This is a genomic window from Pedobacter sp. (assembly GCF_041662865.1).
Taxonomy (GTDB): domain Bacteria; phylum Bacteroidota; class Bacteroidia; order Sphingobacteriales; family Sphingobacteriaceae; genus Pedobacter.
Genome location: NZ_JBAZRL010000002.1, coordinates 1 through 19,923 on the forward strand (window position 1 = coordinate 1; position 19,923 = coordinate 19,923).

The 19,923-nt window shown below is 33.7% G+C and carries 10 protein-coding genes, 1 tRNA gene and 1 pseudogene; 11 read left to right on the forward strand and 1 reads right to left on the reverse strand.

The window, feature by feature from the left end; genetic code table 11:
* Nucleotides 1-303: 303 nt before the first annotated feature.
* From WC622_RS00870 to WC622_RS00910, 9 genes are all read left to right on the forward strand, one after another.
* Entirely contained in the window at nt 304-1,548 is a 1,245-nt protein-coding gene (locus WC622_RS00870) for an efflux RND transporter periplasmic adaptor subunit (RefSeq protein WP_372816369.1), read from the forward strand.
* Between the two features lie 98 nt (nt 1,549-1,646).
* Nucleotides 1,647-2,345, forward strand: coding sequence for an ABC transporter ATP-binding protein (locus tag WC622_RS00875; RefSeq protein ID WP_372816371.1), 699 nt, complete (start codon nt 1,647-1,649; stop codon nt 2,343-2,345).
* A gap of 73 nt (nt 2,346-2,418) precedes the next feature.
* The gene (locus WC622_RS00880) at nt 2,419-4,791 is read left to right on the forward strand and encodes an ABC transporter permease (protein WP_372816373.1); all 2,373 of its coding nucleotides are present in this window, start codon (nt 2,419-2,421) and stop codon (nt 4,789-4,791) included.
* A gap of 25 nt (nt 4,792-4,816) precedes the next feature.
* Nucleotides 4,817-7,183, forward strand: coding sequence for an FtsX-like permease family protein (locus tag WC622_RS00885; RefSeq protein WP_372816375.1), 2,367 nt, complete (start codon nt 4,817-4,819; stop codon nt 7,181-7,183).
* Nucleotides 7,184-7,198: 15 nt separating this feature from the next.
* Complete coding sequence (locus WC622_RS00890; RefSeq protein ID WP_372816377.1) at nt 7,199-9,571, forward strand: FtsX-like permease family protein; 2,373 nt, start codon at nt 7,199-7,201, stop codon at nt 9,569-9,571.
* A 35-nt stretch (nt 9,572-9,606) separates the two neighbouring features.
* Nucleotides 9,607-12,003: an ABC transporter permease gene (locus tag WC622_RS00895; RefSeq protein WP_372816379.1), complete on the forward strand. Its 2,397-nt coding sequence runs from the start codon at nt 9,607-9,609 to the stop codon at nt 12,001-12,003.
* Between the two features lie 80 nt (nt 12,004-12,083).
* Nucleotides 12,084-12,767 (forward strand): ABC transporter ATP-binding protein, encoded by a 684-nt coding sequence (locus WC622_RS00900; RefSeq protein WP_372816381.1) that lies wholly within the window; start codon nt 12,084-12,086, stop codon nt 12,765-12,767.
* 48 nt (nt 12,768-12,815) lie between these two features.
* Entirely contained in the window at nt 12,816-15,236 is a 2,421-nt protein-coding gene (locus WC622_RS00905) for an ABC transporter permease (RefSeq protein ID WP_372816383.1), read from the forward strand.
* Between the two features lie 328 nt (nt 15,237-15,564).
* A complete protein-coding gene (locus WC622_RS00910) occupies nt 15,565-18,036 on the forward strand; it encodes an ABC transporter permease (protein ID WP_372816385.1) in 2,472 nt (823 codons plus the stop codon).
* A gap of 32 nt (nt 18,037-18,068) precedes the next feature.
* On the opposite strand, the pseudogene WC622_RS00915 reads toward WC622_RS00910, so the two are convergent.
* Nucleotides 18,069-18,353, reverse strand: a pseudogene (locus WC622_RS00915) (DUF6944 family repetitive protein); the annotation flags it as partial.
* Nucleotides 18,354-18,364: 11 nt separating this feature from the next.
* Between WC622_RS00915 and WC622_RS00920 the strand changes: the two are divergent.
* Both WC622_RS00920 and WC622_RS00925 read left to right on the forward strand, forming a co-directional pair.
* Entirely contained in the window at nt 18,365-19,174 is an 810-nt protein-coding gene (locus tag WC622_RS00920) for an ABC transporter substrate-binding protein (RefSeq protein ID WP_372816387.1), read from the forward strand.
* 666 nt (nt 19,175-19,840) lie between these two features.
* A tRNA-Leu gene (locus WC622_RS00925) sits at nt 19,841-19,922 on the forward strand.
* Nucleotide 19,923: the final 1 nt, after the last annotated feature.

A 19,923-nucleotide genomic window follows, 5' to 3' on the forward strand; every position in this document is an offset into this window, starting at 1 on the left:
CATTTTTACTTAATAAGACATTAATTTCTCGTGGCGATTTACACGTAAGAATTTGATTAAAATGCTGTTTTAAAAAAAGCCTAGCACTTAATAGGATGTCATCGTCATCATCAATTACTAATATATAGGCATCTATCATATTCAAAATTAATTGAAACTGTTCGATCATGTACAATTACTGTTCGATATTGAACATTGAATTTTATATATTAATTTTAATTAATTGATTTACAGGTGATTAAAATTTATTTCGCTCTTGGCATAAACTTGGCAAATGGCTTAGCAATAATAGTATATAGCTAAATGGACAAAGTAATACAGAAAAAGAAATTTAATAAGAAGTCAATATTAATTATTGTTGGCGTTGTGATTTTTATAGGCTTAGTAGCGTACGGGTACAGTTTATCCTTAAACAAAGTTTATAAAGCTGATGCTGATAAAATTACTATCAGTAAAGTACAATATGGAGATTTTGAAGATGTGGTTTTATTGAACGCTAGTGTAGTACCGCTAACTTCAGTAATTGTAAGTTCATCTGAAGGTGGAACTGTTGCGCAGATTTTTACTGAGAATGGCGCCACCGTTATGGCGGGAACTCCATTGCTACGCATTGCAAATCCAAATGCATTATCTAATTATACGGCTAGCGAAACCAGTATTACAGAGCAAATTAATCAATTGCGTAAGTTGAGATTGGATTTGGAACAAAACCAGCGAGTGATGAGTCAAGATATGATGGATATTGAAAATAGCTTAAGGACTGCTACGCGTAAATATAAAATTGATAGCGCCTTATTTTCTAAAAAGGTAATTACGAAAGAAGAATTTAATACTTCAAGCCAAGACTATGAATATTATCAAGGCAGAAAAACTTTATTAAAGCAAGCTGTTAAGCAAGAAAATCAAAGTCGTGTAATGCAATTACAGCAAATTGAGGTTTCTATTTCGAGAATGAATGAAAGTTTGCAAACTATCCGACAAAATATTGAAAATATGACGATTAAAGCGCCAGTTTCAGGTCGGTTATCATCTTATGATCCTATCATTGGTAAATCTTATGGAGCAAATGAGATGCTTGGAAAAATTGATGTTCTACAAGGGTATAAATTACAAGCAGGTGTTGATGAATATTATCTGAATCGTGTAAAAGAAGGACAAACTGCTCAATGTGAGTTCAATGGTAAAACATATTCACTTACTGTTAGAAAGGTAATTCCAGAGGTTATTTCAGGTCAGTTTCAAGTAGAATTATCATTTGAAGACAAATCGCCAGATGAATTAAGACGCGGATTATCGATGCAGGTAAAATTGACTTTATCAGACAATAGTAAATCGCTTTTATTAGCCCAAGGACAGTTCTTCCAAAGTACTGGCGGAAGTTGGGTATTTGTAATAAAAGATGGAAAAGCAACTAAGAGAAATGTGAAAATTGGACGGAAAAACTATTTGTATTATGAAGTTTTAGAAGGATTACAAAAAGATGAAGACGTAATCACATCATCATATGATCAGTTTAGTCAATACGATGTGATAGAAATTAATAAGTAGAATTTAAGTAAAGAAAAATTTAGGTTGGTTAAGCTCTGTATCAGGTGCGTTGATCGGAGCACCAACCTTTAAAAATATAAACCGATAAAAATACAGCAATGATAAAAATTGAAAATCTGGAAAAAGTTTACAAAACAGAAGAAATCGAAACTACTGCGTTAAATGGAATTAACCTTCATGTAAAAGAAGGCGAATTTGTTTCTATTATGGGCCCTTCAGGTTGCGGAAAATCAACTTTGTTGAACGTAATGGGTCTTTTGGATAAGCCTGAAAGCGGTAGTTATAAATTTGTAGAAACTGAGCTCTTAACCTTAAATGATAGAGAACGTTCAAATTTTAGAAAACGAAATATGGGTTTCGTATTTCAAAACTTCAACTTAATTGATGAATTGACTGTATTTGAAAACATCGAATTGCCTTTAATTTATAACAAAGTTCCTGCAGGTGAGCGCAAAAAATTAGTGAATGAAATTATCGGCAGAATGAATATTGTAAATCGTTCAGGTCATTTCCCACAACAGTTATCAGGTGGTCAGCAACAACGTGTTGCTGTTGCTCGTGCCTTGGTTACTAAACCAAAATTAGTTTTAGCCGATGAGCCAACAGGAAATTTGGATAGTACACACGGTAACGAAGTTATGGAATTGCTTTGTGAGTTAAATGAAACTGGAACAACTATCGTGATGGTTACGCACTCTAGTCATGATGCGAGTTTCTCAAACAGAATTATCAACCTAAAAGACGGTCATGTAATTTCTGAAAAAATTAATAAAGGAAGAACAGAAGAATTGATTTAATTAAGTTACAAGTTTCGAGTTGCAGGTGAAAGTCTGGGCTCACAACACGTAACCCATAACCTGCAACACAATTATGTTTAAACTAAACTTAAAAATCGCTTTGCGCAACTTGTGGAAGAACAAAACTTCTTCATTTATAAATTTAATAGGCTTAGCTATTGGTTTAGCCGCATGTTTAATGTTATTGGTATATGTTACTTATGAGTGGGGTTTTGATAAGCAAGCTAAAAACTCGGCAAATGTATATACTGTAATGACAAATATTCCAGATGATAGTGGAAACATTGCAAAAACATTTGAAGGCACAACAACTGCTTTAGGACCATTACTGAAAGAAAGAGTTCCAGAAATTAAAAATTTGGCACGAATGAACTACATCAAAAGGAGTTTAATTGCCAATGGTGAAAATGCTTTTAAAAAAGACGCAAAATTTGCCGAGCCAAACATCTTAAGATTATTCGATTACGAGTTTATAGTTGGAAATGCTGCTACAGCAATGCAAAATCCAAAATCGGTTATTCTTACCGAAACTATGGCTAAGATTTTATTTGGTACCTCAAATGCACTAAATAAAACGGTGCGCTACCAAGATCAAGAAGACTTAACTGTTACTGGTGTAATTAAAGATATGCCAGACAATACTTCAATGAAGTTTGATTTTTTAATGCCTTGGTCATTTTATGAGATGGTTGATGGAGATGCTAAAACTTTAGGATGGGGTAATTATAGCTATGTAACGATGTTTTCACTTGATCCAGGTGTTGATATTAATGTAGTTAATAAGAAAATTGAAGAAGCGGTTAAAGCGAATAATAAAACAACTGCACAGCCTTTTATGGCATTTCCTTACGCAAAACTTCATTTGTATGGAAAATTTGAAAACGGAAAAAGTGTAGGTGGTGATATTGAACAAATTTGGCTGTTTATGGGCCTAGCTTTTGGTATTCTACTTATCGCTTGTATCAATTTTATGAATATGGCTACGGCTAAGTCAGAAAAAAGAGCCAAGGAAGTTGGGATAAAAAAGACTATCGGCGCAAATCGCAGCTCATTAATTATGCAATTTTTAACCGAATCGATGGTGCTTACTGTACTAGCCATCATTTTAGCCATTGCTTTGTTAGAAATCTTATTGCCAACTTTTAACGAATTGCTTCATATAAAATTAAGCATTGGATATTTTAACACATCAAGTTGGATTGGGATTATAGCGATCGTTTTAGCAACAGGATTATTAGCGGGCAGTTATCCTGCATTTTATCTTTCATCTTTTAACCCTATTCAAACATTAAAGAAGAAAGTAAGTTCAAATTCCATTTTCTCAATTAGTTTAAGACAAGTATTAGTAGTAGGCCAATTTTGCTTTGCAATTATTCTAATTATTTCAACATTAGTTATTTATCGCCAAATCCAATACATTAAAAACAGACCGCTTGGTGTAGATATTAATGCACTAATCGAAATCCCTCAAGATGGTCAATTGCGACCTCAATTTGAAGTTTACAAAGAAAAATTATTGAGATCTGGCGCTATCACTAGCATTAATAAATCGTCTACTAAATTAGCTCATCACGGTTCAAATTTTATCGATGTGCGTTGGCCAGGCATGGTGCAGGAAAATAACCTCACCATGTTTAACAAGGTTGAAGCCGGTTATGATTTTATTAAAACCAATGGCGTAAAATTAATAAGCGGACGAGATTTCTCAGAGAAATTTGCTTCTGATACTGCAGCTGTATTAATCAGTGCATCTGCTGCTAAAGTAATGAATTTGAAAAATCCTGTTGGACAAAACTTGACCATTTTTGGAGATAAACGCAATATTGTTGGTGTTTTTGATGATTACATATTCGATTCGCCTTATAAATCAAATAATCCAATGATACTTTACTTTAATGATAAGTATACAAGTTTCATTACTATGAAATTAAATCCTGCTAATAATTTGCAAGATAATGTGTCAACAATTACAGCGATTACAAAGGAAATAAATCCAGCATATCCGGTAGAAATTAATTTTTTAGATGAAACCTATTCGACTTTGTTAGAAAAAGAAAAAACACTTGGCATTTTATCAAACCTTTTCGGTGGATTGGCAATTTTTGTTTCTTGTTTGGGTTTATTCGGCTTAGTTGCCTATAGCGCAGAACAGCGCACAAAAGAATTTGGAGTTCGTAAAGTACTTGGTGCATCAGTTACTAATTTGATGCAATTACTATCCTTATCCTTTATCAAAATGATTGTAGTAGCAATTATTATTGCCGTTCCGCTAAGCTATTATGCAATGGGAAAATGGCTAACAAATTTCGAATACCATACCGAAATAAGCTGGTGGATTATGTTAATAGCAGCAATTGGAACTTTACTAATAGCATTGTTTACGGTTAGTTTTCAAGCCTATAAATCGGCTAAGGCTAATCCGGTAGATGCTTTAAAATATGAATAATTGATTGCCTTTAAAACTCAAAAATATGTTCAAATTAAATTTTAAAATCGCACTGCGAAACCTTTGGAAGAATAAAGGCTTTTCATTGATTAATATTGGTGGGTTAGCGATTGGGTTGGCTAGTTGCATGATATTATTGATTTATGTTGCTTATGAATGGAGTTACGATAAGCAATTTTCTAATCATGATAAAACTTATGTAGTTTATCAAAATGCAGTTGCAAATGGTAAAACTTTTAGCTGGGCATGGACACCTAATGTGATGGCTAGTGAGGTGCAAGAGAAAATCCCCGGAGTTAAATATGCATCACATTCTACCTATCCAAGGCCAAATTTAATTACTGTTGGCGACACTAAATTGAGTGCTAAGGCAGTCTTTGCTGATCCATCATTTACCAAAATATTGGATTATAAATTTATTAAAGGTAATCCAAAGCAGGTTTTAAAAGATGTAAATACAATTATCCTTACTAAATCTTTTGCTAAAAAGCTATTTGGTGATGAAGACCCTATAAATAAAACTGTAAAGCTGGAAAATCAAGATGTTTTAAAAGTAGAAGCAGTTATTGAAGATGTGCCAGCTAATAACAGCATAAACTTCGAGTGTTTAATGCCTTGGGAACTTTTTGTAAAGAGAGAAACTTGGGCAAAAGATAACAATTGGGGTAACAACATGTGTCTAACCATGGTTCAGTTAAAGGATAATAAATTCTTCGGACAAGCGAATGCTGCAATGCAGGGAATTTATAAACGTAATCAGAATGGAAACAAAGCAGAGGCCTTATTGCATCCTATAACTAAATGGCATTTATATGCTGATTTTGAAAATGGTAAGTCTGTTGGCGGTAAAATAGATCAACTTAAAATATTTCTATTATTGGCAGTTTGTATCTTGTTAATTGCTTGTGTAAACTTCATGAATTTATCTACTGCTCGTTCTGAAGGTAGGGCAAAAGAAGTTGGGGTTCGAAAAGCAATTGGCTCTACACGTAAATCATTAATCAATCAATTCTTACTAGAATCTGTTCTTATTACGTTTATTTCAACGGTTTTAGCCTTTATTCTTGTCGAAATCAGTTTACCATACTTTAATAATTTATTAAATATTGAGTTAACAATCGATTACACGAATGGTGGATTTTGGATAACGCTTTTAGTCTTAATGATTTTCACTGGGTTTATTGCTGGAAGTTATCCTGCGTTATACTTGTCTTCTTTTGAACCAATTAAAGTATTAAAAGGCTTTAAAATTAAAACAGATTCATCCGTTTCTGTAAGGAAAGTATTAGTGGTAGGACAATTTGTTTTTGCTGCCTGCTTAATTGTATGTACTGCGGTAATTTATCAGCAATTAAATTATGTTAAAAATAAGCCGATTGGTTATGATCAATCTAATTTGATTCAAATTGCAGTAGAAGGTAAAATGGCTGAGGCAAATAAACTAGAATTACTTAAAACTCAACTTTTAAAATCGGGCGCAGCATCTCATGTTACTTTTTTTAGTAAAGATATTACCGAAAATGGTAACAATACCACAAACATATCATGGCCAGGCAAAAACCCTAATGAAAGCATTTTATTTAACCATAGAGCAATAGGGTATGATTTTACTGAAACTATTGGAACGGAAATAATTAGTGGTAGAGAATTTTCTTCAAAATTTCCTAATGATACCAGTAGCGTTCTTTTAAATGAAGCAGCTGTAAAAATGATGCGATTAAAAAATCCTGTTGGTGCTGTAATTTCATGGGGAGATACAAAAGTTACTAATGTTGGTGTGGTAAAAGATTTTGTAGTAGAAAGTGCATACCAAAAAGTGGCACCCATGATTTTTTATCAAAGTAATAGCGATGTTAAGGTAATTATTGCACGTTTAAACCCTAATCAAAATATCAGTTCATCATTGGAAAAAATAGATGAATTGGTTAAAAGGATCGAACCAAATTACCCTGTAAATCGAAAATTTGTAAATGCATCATTCGCTATTAAGTTCCAAGACGAGAAACTTTTAGGAACGCTATCTAACTGGTTCGGTGGTTTTGCCATCTTTATTTCTTGTTTAGGTTTGCTTGGTTTAGCCTTATTTATGGCAGAACAACGTAAAAAAGAAATTAGCATTCGTAAAGTTTTAGGAGCAAGTACAGGAAATATCCTCACCTTGTTAAATAAAGATTTCATAAAATTAGTAGCCATCGCAAATGTTATTGCCTTCCCATTAGCTTATATCATTATTAATCGCTGGCTTTCTGCTTTCGAATACCGAGTACCTATTTCATTCTTGCCTTTTGCATTAGCCATTGTAATATCCATTTTAATTGCAGTTTTAACAGTAAGCATCCAATCTATAAAAGTGGCTAGGGCAAACCCAATAGACGCACTTAAATACGAATAATTTATACCCAAAAATATGTTCAAATTAAATTTTAAAATCGCACTGCGAAACCTTTGGAAGAATAAAGGAATTACAGCAATAAATATTGGGGGATTGGCAATTGCCTTAGCAGCATTTATCCTAGTAATGTTATATGCTACTTATGAAACTAGCTTTGACAAGAAGATCCCAAATTATAAAAATATTTATTTGGTAGGTAGAATATACCCAGATTTTAAAACAAATTTTACTGCTCCACCATTAGCTAAAGCAATTAAGCAAAATTTTGGTGAGGTAGAAAAAGTAGGTGTTACAAAGGCTGCTGGTTTCGAATTTGCATTATCAAAAGATGCTCAAGTGTTTTTCATGAAGAACTGTCTGATCCTTGATTATAATGCAGCGCAAATGTTTGATCTTAAACCAAGCGGAGGCTTAACCGAGCCACATGCAGATAACAGACTAATGTATGTTAATAATGAGGGCATGAAAACCCTATTTCCTAATAAGAAAGATAACAAACCAGAGATTGTAGCAGTTGGAGGTAAATCTTCAGGGCATACTGCAACTATAAGTGGTACTATTTCAACTAACCCGCAATCTAATTTAATATATGATGGTGTGGCTATTGCCAAAGAATTGGATACCTATCTTAATTATGGTTACAACAATTACAACACCTATATACAAGTAAAAGATGGAACAGACATTGAAAACCTTCAAGCAAAAATAACATCCTTATATAGAAAGGAATTATTAAAAGGAGAAACTGACCAAACAACTATTAATGAAATTAAAGCAATAAGTGTTTTTTTAGATCCTTTAAAAAACCTTCACCTTAAACCAAAGGCAGGGAGTGATGCTAACTATAAAATATTGATTGCTATCTCGGTTTTAGGGTTTTTAATTTTAGTTATTGCTGGTATCAATTTTACTAATTTAAGCATTGCTCAAGCTACTAAAAGAGCGAAAGAAGTTGGTGTAAAAAAAGTGATGGGCGCCTATCGTTTTCAATTAACTATTCAGTTTTTATTGGAAATTTTTATGCAATGTTTTATTGCCACCCTATTAGGGTTAATATTAGCAGAGATTGTTTTGCCTAAGTTTAACTCCCTTTTTATGGTCGATTTAACTATATGGAGATTTGAAAACAACTTGTTTTGGCAATTAATTTTAGTGCTACTCTTTATTACCATTGTTGCAGGATTATATCCATCCATGGTATTATCAAAATTCAATCCTGCGGCAGTTTTAAAAGGTAACTTCTCTACAACTAAAAAAAGTTATTGGTTAAGAAATGGGCTATTGGTAATGCAATTTACCATTGCTGTTATTTTTATTATAGGATTGTTAACCATCAATTCTCAATTAAAATACATGCGTACAGAAGATGTTGGTTTTAACACCAATCAAGTGGTTAACATAAAGAACCTTACTTATTTTAATACAGCAAAAGATTTCGAACCAGTACGTGAAAAGATGTTAAAAATTGAAGGTGTAAAATCGGCAACTGTAGCTTCAGAAATTCCTGTGGGTGCAGAAAATGGATCTAATGGGTATAGTATTGATGGTAATGAAGCAAACATTGAGTTTCTAGATGTCGATTTTGATTACTTTGAAACGCTAAGTATTAAATTAAAAGAAGGTAGATTATTTTCAAAAACCTTTAATGCAGATACAGCGAATTCTGCAATTTTAAATGAAAGCGCCATAGCAAAATACAACTTAAAAGATCCAATTGGAAAAGTAATTAGAGGTTGTAATACCGACTATAAAATTGTTGGTGTTATTAAAGATTTTAAAACACAAGGATTTCAAGAAGCTGTAAAACCAACAATATATGCCATGAAAAATCCATGTGGAAATAGTAAAACACAAATTTTACTTAAAATAGAAGCACAACACATGTCAACCGCCTTAGCCACTTTAAAATCGCAATGGCCTACAATAAATAAACTAGATGGCGAAAATTTTAGATACGAGTTTTTAGATGAACTTTATGGTAAACTTTTTAAAAAACAAGAACAACTACAATCGGTGTTTTTTGTAGCGGCATTAATCACTATTTTCATTGCTATACTGGGCTTATATGCTTTTGCGAAATATATCACCAATGGCAGAATAAAAGAAATAGCAGTTCGAAAAATACTTGGCGCAGATAACCTGCAAATTTTTAAACTAATCAATACTTCGTTTTTTGTAATGGTAATAATAGCCAATTTAATTGCTTGGCCATTAGCCTATATTTTAACAAAGAAATGGTTAGCAACTTTTGCTTATCGGATAGATATGCCCATACTTCCTTTTGTTCTGAGTGCGATAATAACAATTCTTCTAACAGTAATTACAGTAAGTATTCAAGCGCAAAAAGCGGTAAAATCAAACCCTGTAGATGCCCTGAAATACGAATAATAAACCAAACAAACTATTTAACCACAATATACAAGATGTTTAAATTAAACCTAAAAATTGCCCTTAGAAACCTATGGAAATATAAAGGGTACACAGCAATAAACGTTTTTGGCCTTTCTATAGGTTTAGCTAGTTGTATTCTCATCTTTATTTTTGTGAGGTATGAAACTAGCTACGATAAAGATTTTGCAAATAGCGATCGCATTTATAGAGCAGTTACCGAATGGAAATATACAGATGGAAATGAATTCTTTTCTCAAGGAGTTCCACTTCCCATGGGTCCAGCATTACGCAATGATTTTTCTCAATTCGAAAAAGTAGCATCTATACAACGCGATGGTGGAACAATAAAAATTAAAGCTGAAGCTGGAAAATCAGAAATAAAGAAATCTGAAGATGTGTATTATGCAGAACCAAGCTTTTTCGAAATTTTCAAGCATAAATGGCTTTACGGAAACCCTAACCAATCTTTAAACGCACCTAATCAGGTGGTGTTAACAGAAAAAACAGCAACTGATTACTTTGGCGATTGGCACAAAGCTGTAGGAAAAAGCATTACACTTAATAATAAAACAGATTTTAAAGTAACAGGTATCATCAAAGAAAATGGACCTAACAGTAGCTTCCCGATTAATATCATATTTAGCTATGCAAGCTATCAAAATAGAAATTTGAAAGAATGGGGATCAGTAGCATCAAATTCGGAATGTTATGTATTGCTAAAACCTAGTGTTACAGTTAATCAAGTAACGGCTCAGCTCAAACAATTTAGTAGAAAATACGAACATGACCCTAATGCACCAGGTCAAGTTGGTCACCAATTTCAAGCTTTAAGTGATATTCACCATAACGATAAATATGGCAACTTTGCAGATGTAACTACACCATATAAGCAATTATGGGGTATCAGTATAATCGGACTTTTCTTGCTACTTACAGCATGCATCAATTTTATTAATTTAGCCACAGCACAAGCTGTTAGTCGCTCAAAAGAAGTAGGTGTTCGTAAAGTAATGGGCAGCAGACGCAAACAGTTAATCACACAATTTTTAAGCGAAACCTCTTTAATTACACTAATAGCATTATTAATTGCATGTGTATTAACGGAGTTGGCGCTTCCAGGAATGGAAAGCCTCTTCGGAGCAAACGTTACGTTCGAATTATTTAGTCATCCTATCGTTTTTGTGTTCTTATTGTCGATGTTAATCCTGGTAAGTTTTCTTGCAGGCTTATATCCAGCACTAGTAATGTCTGGTTTTAGCCCAGCATTAGCCATTAAAAATAGAGTAAGCACAGCAAACGCTGGCGGAGTTGGTTTACGTAAAACCTTAGTAGTGGTGCAATTTGCAATTACAGCAATATTAATCGTGAGCACTCTCATCATTATCAAACAGATGAGTTACATCCGTGATAAATCGTTGGGGTTCGATACAAAAGCAATTGCTATCATAGAAATACCTAGAGATAGTGTTAGCCAACTAAAATTTGAAACGATTAAAAACCAAATCCTCGCAAAAAAAGGAGTGAAAAATGTATCGTTCAATAGCGCTTCTCCTTCATCACAAAGTAACAATGAAACAAGTTTTACATATAATAGTTCTAAAAGTGCCGATTTCCAAGTCAATGTAAAAGTAGCTGACGAAAAATATTTTGATACGTTTGGCTTATCCATTGTGGCAGGCAGAATATTGGCTAAAAGCGATACTGTTAAGGAGTTTGTAGTTAACGAGACCCTCCTTAAAAAACTGAATGTTAAAAATCCAAATGAAGCCATAGGCAAAATATTAAACTTATGGGGATCTAAAGGGCCAATTGTTGGAGTTGTAAAAGATTTTAATAATTATTCATTACATGATGCGATTGCTCCTATAGCCATTTTTTCTCGCAAGAATAGATACAATTCTATCGCCGTGAAACTCGAAGCTAAAGATTTGGTAAATACCATGAAAGAGATCGAAGCAACATTCAATGCTAATTTCCCAGATTACGTTTATGATGCGAAATTCTTAGACGATGAAATCACAAACTATTACCACACTGAACAAGTAACGGGTACACTATTCAAGGTATTTGCAGGTGTAGTCATCTTCATTTCATTTATTGGTTTGTTCGGTCTGATTTCATTCGTTGCAACACAAAGAACGCGTGAAATTGCTATTCGTAAAGTTTTAGGCGCATCTAATATGGAGCTTATCAAAATGTTAAACAGTTCATTTATGTGGATGGTTTTAATCGCCAATATGATAGCATGGCCAGTGGCTTATATCTTTGTAAAAGAATGGTTGTCAGGTTTCCAATATAGAATTGACTTAAGTGTTTGGCCATTTATAGTTGCCATGATTATTTCAATGACGATTACATTAATTACAGTAACATTAAGATCCTACAGAGCAGCCAAAGCAAATACCATAGATGCGTTGAAATATGAATAAAGGTTGAAGGTAGAAGGTTGTACAGCGTAAAGTACGCTATGACCTTTTACCTTCCGCTTTCCACCTTTAACCTTAAAAAGATGATCGAATTAAAAAACATAGAAAAATATTACGCTAATAAAGGTGTAAAAAGCTACATCCTTCGTCACGTAACAACTAGTATAAAACAAGGCGAATTTGTTTCCATTATGGGCCCATCGGGTGCTGGAAAATCGACTTTGTTAAATATTCTCGGAATGCTCGAAGAACCAACCTATGGTGAATATCATTTTATGGGAGAAGATGTAACCGCAATGAACGAACGCAAAAGAATAGAGTTATATCGTAATCACATTGGTTTTGTATTCCAAGCCTATCATTTAATTGATGAAATGACAGTTGCCGAAAATATTGAAGCACCATTATTATACAAGAAAATTCCTGGAGCAGAACGTAAAAGCCGCATAGCGGATGTATTGGATAGATTTAACATGGTAGCAAAAAAGGATTTGTTCCCTAATCAACTTTCTGGCGGGCAACAGCAACTGGTTGGCATTGCAAGAGCATTAGTAGCACAACCATCAATAATTTTAGCCGATGAACCAACTGGAAATTTACAGTCTGCCCAAGCAGAACAGATTATGGATTTATTTAGAAAATTAAATCAAGAAGAAAACATCACCATTCTTCAGGTAACACACTCTGAAAAGAATGCTCAATACGGAAATAGAATATTAACCATCGAAGATGGAGTAATTAAAGAAGACATTTCAGTTAAAAATTAACAGTAGTTAACTAACCAACCAAACATCCAAAAAACTAACCAACCAGCTATGTTCAAACTTAACTTAAAAATCGCTCTGCGTAATTTATTTAAAAACAAGGTTTATGCAGCAATAAATATCGGTGGGTTAGCCGTTGGACTGACCGCTTTCGTTCTTTTATTATTATTTGTAAATCACGAAGCAAATTATGATAAATGGAGCCCGGAATTAAAAAATGTATATCAGGTAAGAGAGTACCATGATTTTTTTACACCTGATAATAAACAATACTGGCAGCAAATAAATGAATCCAGAATTGCCGGAGTGTTAAAAGAAAAGGTGCCTCAGTTCAAATATGTAACCAAAGCAAGTAAAGGTTGGGGAGACGGGTATTCGATAAAAATTGATAGAAATGCTCCTGTGATCGTGAAGGATATTGTTGATGCAGATTCGCTATTCTTCAAGGTGTTTCCTTATCAATTCGTTAATGGAGACGGATTAACAGCCCTCAATGCACCTAATACCATTGTATTAAAACAAAGCGTAGCCATTCAGTTATTTGGTACCGATAAAGTAGTAGGTAGGCAGTTAAAGTTAGTAAGATGGAGAAGCGACGAAGGAAACTTGATGACTGTTACAGGCGTAGTTAAAGATCCATCAACTTCAGAGAGTTTAGCATTTAATGCCATTATACATACTGGAGAAAGAGAAAAAGATCCAGACCAAATTGGTAACTCTAATTATACTGGAATTTACGTTAAAACAGAAAAACAAATAGACACCAACGTGTTAAACAAAACACTGTTAAATGTATACATAGATTATAAAAAAGCACTATTAAAAGCTAGAGGTGAAACTTTCAACGATTTTTATAAAGCAAAAAGCAGAAAACCAGGCTTAAAAGCACTTCCATTAAGTGAGGTATATTCAACGCCGTCATTTTCAGAAAATTGGTTAGATAAAATAAAACCCATTATAGCACTTTCTATCTTTTTGCTAATTATTTCGGTCATCAACTTTGTAAATTTAGCTACAGCTCAATCTGTTCAGCGTGCTAAAGAAGTTGGAGTAAAAAAGGTATTGGGAGCCTACAAAAAGCAGTTAGTACTACAGTTTTTAATCGAATCAGCCATCCAAACACTTACTGCTTTATTTATAACCATCATATTAGTAGAGTTATTATTGCCCTCATTTAGCAGGCATTTCGATGTGCAACTTAGCTTTTGGCATAGCAATCATCTACTCCCTATTATAGCTCAATTATTTGGCTTATTTATATTCATCACCTTCTTAGCAGGTTTTTATCCAGCAATAATCTTAGCCAAATACAATCCTGTTAAAGTATTAAAAGGTAATTACGAAAGTGGTTTTAGTGGCATGGCTTTAAGAAACGGTTTAGTTGTATTACAATTTATAATTGCCGTAACCTTTATAATTGGAATTGGCGTAATGTACAAGCAAAACAATTACATGGCCAATAAAGATTTAGGTTTCGATAGAGATAAACTGATTAATATATCTACAAACTACGATACCGACTATCCCTTTGTAGAAACTGTGAAGCGGATTGCTGGAGTAAAATATGTGGCAACCACCACCCAAGTAATGGGCAATACATTCAATACACCTAGAGAAATCACTTATAACAATCAAAAGTTTGATATAAATACCGTAACAGTTACCATGGATGCATTTCCTGCACTGGGAGTAAAAGTAGTAAGCGGAAGAATTTTTGCCAAAGAATATGCACAGGATACCATTAACACAGTCGTTTTAAACCAATCGGCAGCAAATTTACTGGGCAAAAATGTGGTAGGCAAAACGTTTAATAACGGTCCGGGCACCTCAGCATTTCAAATTGTTGGTGTAATTAAAGACTACAACAACGAAAGTTTCGAAAAAGCAGTGCTACCAACCATCTACAAAGTTACCCACTTAGGCGGCTCTTCCAATACTAATAATTTACTAATTCGGTTTGATAACGACCATTATCAATCGGCAATAAAAACCATAGCAGCAGAATGGAAAAAAGTATATCCAGATTTCCCTATGATGTATACTTCAGTAGAAGATTCCTTTCAAAAGGAGCTAAAGCCATCCCTGCGATTAATGCAAATAGTAGTTCTTTTTAGCATTATTTCTGTTATCTTATCACTACTTGGTTTGTTCGCACTCTCAACATTCATGGCAAAGCGAAGAACAAAAGAAATCGCTATCAGAAAAATATTAGGCGCATCAGATATCCAAATTATCAATATGCTTAATAAATCATTTCTAATCTTAGTCATTATCGCAAACTTAATAAGTTGGCCCATAGCCTTTATTTTAACACGTAAATGGCTAGAAGGATTTGCCTATAGAATTGATATGCCGTTTTGGCCTTTTGCAATAGCAACATTAACATCCATAATTATCGCCGTATTTACAGTGAGTTTACAAGCCAGAAAAGCTGCGGTAAATAATCCAGTAGATGCATTAAAATATGAATAGAGATGTAAACTAATAAACCAAACAACCAACAAACTAACCAATAAAATACGAGTAGAGATGTAAAGCTAATCAACCAAACAACCAACAAACTAACCAATAAAATACGAGTAGAGCTGTAAAGCTAATCAACCAAATAACCAACAAACTAACCAATAAAATACGAGTAGAGATGTAAAACTAATCAACCAAACAACCAACAAACTAACCAATAAAATACGAGTAGAGCTGTAAAGCTAATCAACCAAATAACAAACAAACTAACCAATAAAATACGAGTAGAGATGTAAAACTAATCAACCAAACAACCAACAACTAACCAACTAAATATATGTTCAAACTTAACCTGAAAATCGCTTGGCGAAATCTTTGGAAAAACAAAGCGTATAGCGCCATTAATATCTTTGGTTTAGCAGCTGGCTTAGCCGGATTTATGATTATCCTGCTTTATATTAATAAGGAAACAGGATATGATAAGTGGAATCCAGATTTAAAAAGAACATATATTGTAGCGGCAGATTTCACAAAAAATGGTTCGGAAAACAAAGGTTCCAAAATAAAAGGCTTGCTTTCTAACGTGATTAGCGAACAAATTAATGAAGCAGAAGCAGTAAGTATTGGAAATATAAATGGAAGAAAAGAAGAGGTTAGAGTTAAAAAAGAAGATAAAGAAAATAACACATTACTTGAATCTGCCAGTGTAGATAGTAATTTCTTCAAGGTTTATCCATTGCAAGCAGTGTATGGCAAATTGGAAGATATTTATTTAGGTGAAACGTTCATTGCCATTAGTTACACCGCCGCCGAAAAAATGTTTGGAACAGCAGATGTGCTAAACAAAGTGCTATTCAATAATAGAGGAGTAAATTTTCCAGAAGTTCCGTTAGTGATCAAAGCTGTTTGGGACGATAGAAAACAACCCTCATCATTCGGTTTTGATTTAATTTTTAAAGAGAACCTAGAAGAATATGGCAACCAATTAGCAATGACTCCGTTTACCACCATTTTTAAATTAAGAGATGGAGTAAATCAAGAGAAAACTATCCAAAAAATTAATGATGCCTATATCATCGCCTTCGCAAAAATGCAAAGCGGCAATAGCGATGTTAATTTTAACCCAACAAAAAGTCAAGCACTTAAAATTTTAAACGAAAAAGAAGGTATCACAGCAATTAAATTAATTACAGAACCTATTTCTAACCTTAATTTAAGCAGTTTTTATACAACCAATCCTAAGCAAACCACCATTTATATTTTATGCGCACTTGCCTCTTTTCTAATTATCATTTCTTGCATTAATTACACAAACTTAGCTTTGGTATTAGCACAAACCAGAGCCAAAGAAGTAGGCGTAAAGAAAGTTTTGGGTGCTTTTAAATCGAGTTTAATCCAACAATTTTTCTCAGAAACAGGTATTCAATGCATCATTTCATTTCTATTGGCCTTAATCTTTGCCGAATTGATCCTACCTCAAGTCAATCAAATTTTATCAGATAATCTCACCTTATTTAGTTCCGCAGATGTGTGGTTAATTCTGGGTCAAGTAACCCTTATTTTAATTGGTATTATATTTTTATCTGGAGCCTATCCAGCCATGGTATTGGCAGGTTTTTTACCAGCTAAGGTGTTAAAAGGGAATTTTTCTACATCAGCCCATATAGGAAGCTTAAGGAAAGTTTTAGTGGTATTTCAATTTACAGTAGCTATTGCCTTAGTGATAAGTTTCGGAGTAATCTATGCGCAATTAAACTTCATGAAGCAGAGCGATTTGGGCCTAAAGAAAAACCAGCTCATGTCTATTCGAGTAGCAAAATACGAAACAAGACATTTAAATCCGGCAGGTTTTGAAGGAATTAAAAATAGATTATTGGCTATAAAAGGGGTTGAAGATGTAACAAGAGCAACCGAACAACCAATTAACGATTCTGGTTTTTCTGATGAAATTACATTTAACAATACAACGCTAAGCGTAGAATCTAGATATATTGATCCAAATTATTTTGAAGCTATTGGGGCAAAAATAATTCAAGGCAGATCCTATAACTATACATTATTAGCTACAGATTCCATCCAAAGCATAGTGTTAAATGAAACTGCTTTTAAACAATTAGGGCTATCAAAAAATGATAATCAAATTGCCATCGATAGAAACGGTGAAAAAGTAAAAATTAATGTAGTTGGCGTAGTAAAAGACATTCAGGCCTATGGTTTTGACAAAGCAATTATGCCAACTGTTTATTTAGTAAATGATTATCCAACACATTGGAGAGCCAATGTTATTTTCCGTTTAAGTACACAAAATATACAACAAACAACGGCCGATATTAAAGCCGCTTGGGCAGTTATAGATCCAGGTGCTCAACCAAAATTTGTATATGCCGATGAGGTTTTTGAAAAAATGAATAACAGTTACGAAGTCAGCGAAAAAATAATCTTCTCTTTCGGAATGGTAACACTTATTGTTTCAATTTTCGGATTAATTGGTTTTGCCGCATTCAACGCTAAAATGAGAATAAAAGAAATCGCAGTGCGAAGAATTTTAGGCGCCACAACTGCCTCTTTACTTAAATTACTGAATTTAGATTTTGTAAAATTAGTACTCGTATCTATGCTATTGGCAGATATTTTAGCATATATCTATATGCAAAAATGGTTCAATAGCTTTGCTTATCGCATTAATATGCCCTTTGGTATTTTTATAGTAGTTAACCTATCAATTATTCTCCTAACCATTTTAACCGTGAGCTTACAAAGCATCAGAGCAGTTAAAGAAAATCCAGTGAAGGCACTTAAATACGAGTAAGAAACAAAGTTAATACGAATCTGCAAGTAAGAACCTAGCACCTGCAAGTAGGAACCTAGCGCCTGCAAGAAGGAATCTAGCACCTGCAAGAAGGAAGCTAGCATCTGCAAGTAGGAACCTGGCACCTGCAAGTAGGAACCTAGCAACTGCAAGTAAGAACCTAGCGCCTGCAAGTAAGAACCTAACAACTGCAAGTAGGAACCTAGCGCCTGCAAGTAAGAACCTAGCAACTGCAAGAAGGAAGCTAGCACCTGCAAGTAAGAACCTAGCACCTGCAAGTAAGAACCTAACAACTGCAAGTATGCAATTAAACCCATAACTTTACCAAATGCAAAGAACCTTCACAGATCAGCTAGGTAATGAAATAATAATCAATTATCCACCTAAAAGGATTGTTTCCATTGTGCCGTCACAAACCGAATTGTTATTTGATTTAGGTCTCGATGAGGAAGTTGTTGGTATAACCAAATTTTGCATTCACCCGATAGAAAAATTTGCAGCTAAAACTAAAATTGGCGGAACAAAAAAACTGCTCATAGAAAAAATTAGAGATTTAAAACCAGATCTAATTATCGGTAATAAAGAAGAAAATACACAGAGTGAAATAGAAGAATTAATGGAAGAATTTCCCGTTTGGATGAGCGATATCCATAACTTGGAAGAATCAATGAAAACCATTACCGAAATAGGAGAATTAGTTAATCGAGAACCTGAAGCAGCCTATTTAAATCACCTCATTCATGCTGGCTTCACAGATTTACAAGCCCTAGCAGTTACAAAAAACATCCATCAAAGCGTTGCCTATTTAATTTGGAAAGATCCCTATATGTTTGCCGGCCAACATACTTTCATTGATGATATTTTACGAAAAATTGGCTTGAACAATGTGATTGAACAAAGTAGATATCCAGAAATTAGTCTCTCACAACTGAAAAATACCAACTGCCAACTGGTATTCCTTTCTTCAGAACCTTATCCTTTTAAAGAAAAACATCTAAAAGAAATTGAGTCAGCTCTACCAAATGCAAAAGTTAAATTAGTAGATGGAGAAATGTTTTCTTGGTATGGAAGTAGGCTAGTTAAAGCGGTAAATTATCTTTTTCATTTACAGGATGAATTAAAAGTTCATCATTTGTAAACCATCAGTTTTGCAAACATGTACGGTAAGCGTTTATGCAATCAAACCTCACTAAATTCTCTTGATAAATTGGGTTTTTTCAAACAAACAAATTTTATCTTCATTTATGTAACGGTATTATATAGGTTAAGCAGTACATTAATAACGTAAGATAAACGAAAGATGAACGTAAGATGAACGAAGGATGTTCATTGTTTTTTTGCTGATACCATTAGTTTAGCTAGCCTTTGATTTTAGCAACTCATTCCATAAATCGTTCTCGTTTGTAACGAGGATGTTTGAGTTAAGTGATTTTATCGCTTTATATTATTAATAAGCATTGAAAATGCTTTATTCACGTATCCGCGTTGCAAACGTGGAGGATAGCATGTAGAAAAAGTTCATTTTCTTGGCGCTTTGCAGTCCTAAATAATAGCAAAAACCTGCGTTAACTAAACGGGATTGAAGCGAGCACGAAGTAAAGCTAGAAAGCCCGACTATCTTCAAATAATTTACTGCAACTGCTTTCCTAAATCCTTAATCGCTGTATATTAGCTATATAGGTTTTATTAACTATTGGTTGTTAAAAATTAAATATTTAGACTAGTTTTTTTGTTAAAATAAATCATCTTAATTTTGTTTATTGATGCAAAACGCTATCTTTGCAATCCAAAATAAATCCTAACTGCGGATGTGGCGTAATTGGTAGCCGCACCAGACTTAGGATCTGGCGCTTCACGGCGTGGGGGTTCGAGTCCCTTCATCCGCAC

What these genes read in the sequence shown, in the direction of transcription:
- WC622_RS00910 (WP_372816385.1), top strand. Translation starts at nt 15,565, where the DNA reads ATGTTCAAACTTAACCTGAAAATCGCTTGGCGAAATCTTTGGAAAAAC.
- WC622_RS00890 (WP_372816377.1), top strand. Translation starts at nt 7,199, where the DNA reads ATGTTCAAATTAAATTTTAAAATCGCACTGCGAAACCTTTGGAAGAAT.
- WC622_RS00920 (WP_372816387.1), top strand. Translation starts at nt 18,365, where the DNA reads ATGCAAAGAACCTTCACAGATCAGCTAGGTAATGAAATAATAATCAAT.
- WC622_RS00880 (WP_372816373.1), top strand. Translation starts at nt 2,419, where the DNA reads ATGTTTAAACTAAACTTAAAAATCGCTTTGCGCAACTTGTGGAAGAAC.
- WC622_RS00905 (WP_372816383.1), top strand. Translation starts at nt 12,816, where the DNA reads ATGTTCAAACTTAACTTAAAAATCGCTCTGCGTAATTTATTTAAAAAC.
- WC622_RS00900 (WP_372816381.1), top strand. Translation starts at nt 12,084, where the DNA reads ATGATCGAATTAAAAAACATAGAAAAATATTACGCTAATAAAGGTGTA.
- WC622_RS00885 (WP_372816375.1), top strand. Translation starts at nt 4,817, where the DNA reads ATGTTCAAATTAAATTTTAAAATCGCACTGCGAAACCTTTGGAAGAAT.
- WC622_RS00870 (WP_372816369.1), top strand. Translation starts at nt 304, where the DNA reads ATGGACAAAGTAATACAGAAAAAGAAATTTAATAAGAAGTCAATATTA.
- WC622_RS00875 (WP_372816371.1), top strand. Translation starts at nt 1,647, where the DNA reads ATGATAAAAATTGAAAATCTGGAAAAAGTTTACAAAACAGAAGAAATC.
- WC622_RS00895 (WP_372816379.1), top strand. Translation starts at nt 9,607, where the DNA reads ATGTTTAAATTAAACCTAAAAATTGCCCTTAGAAACCTATGGAAATAT.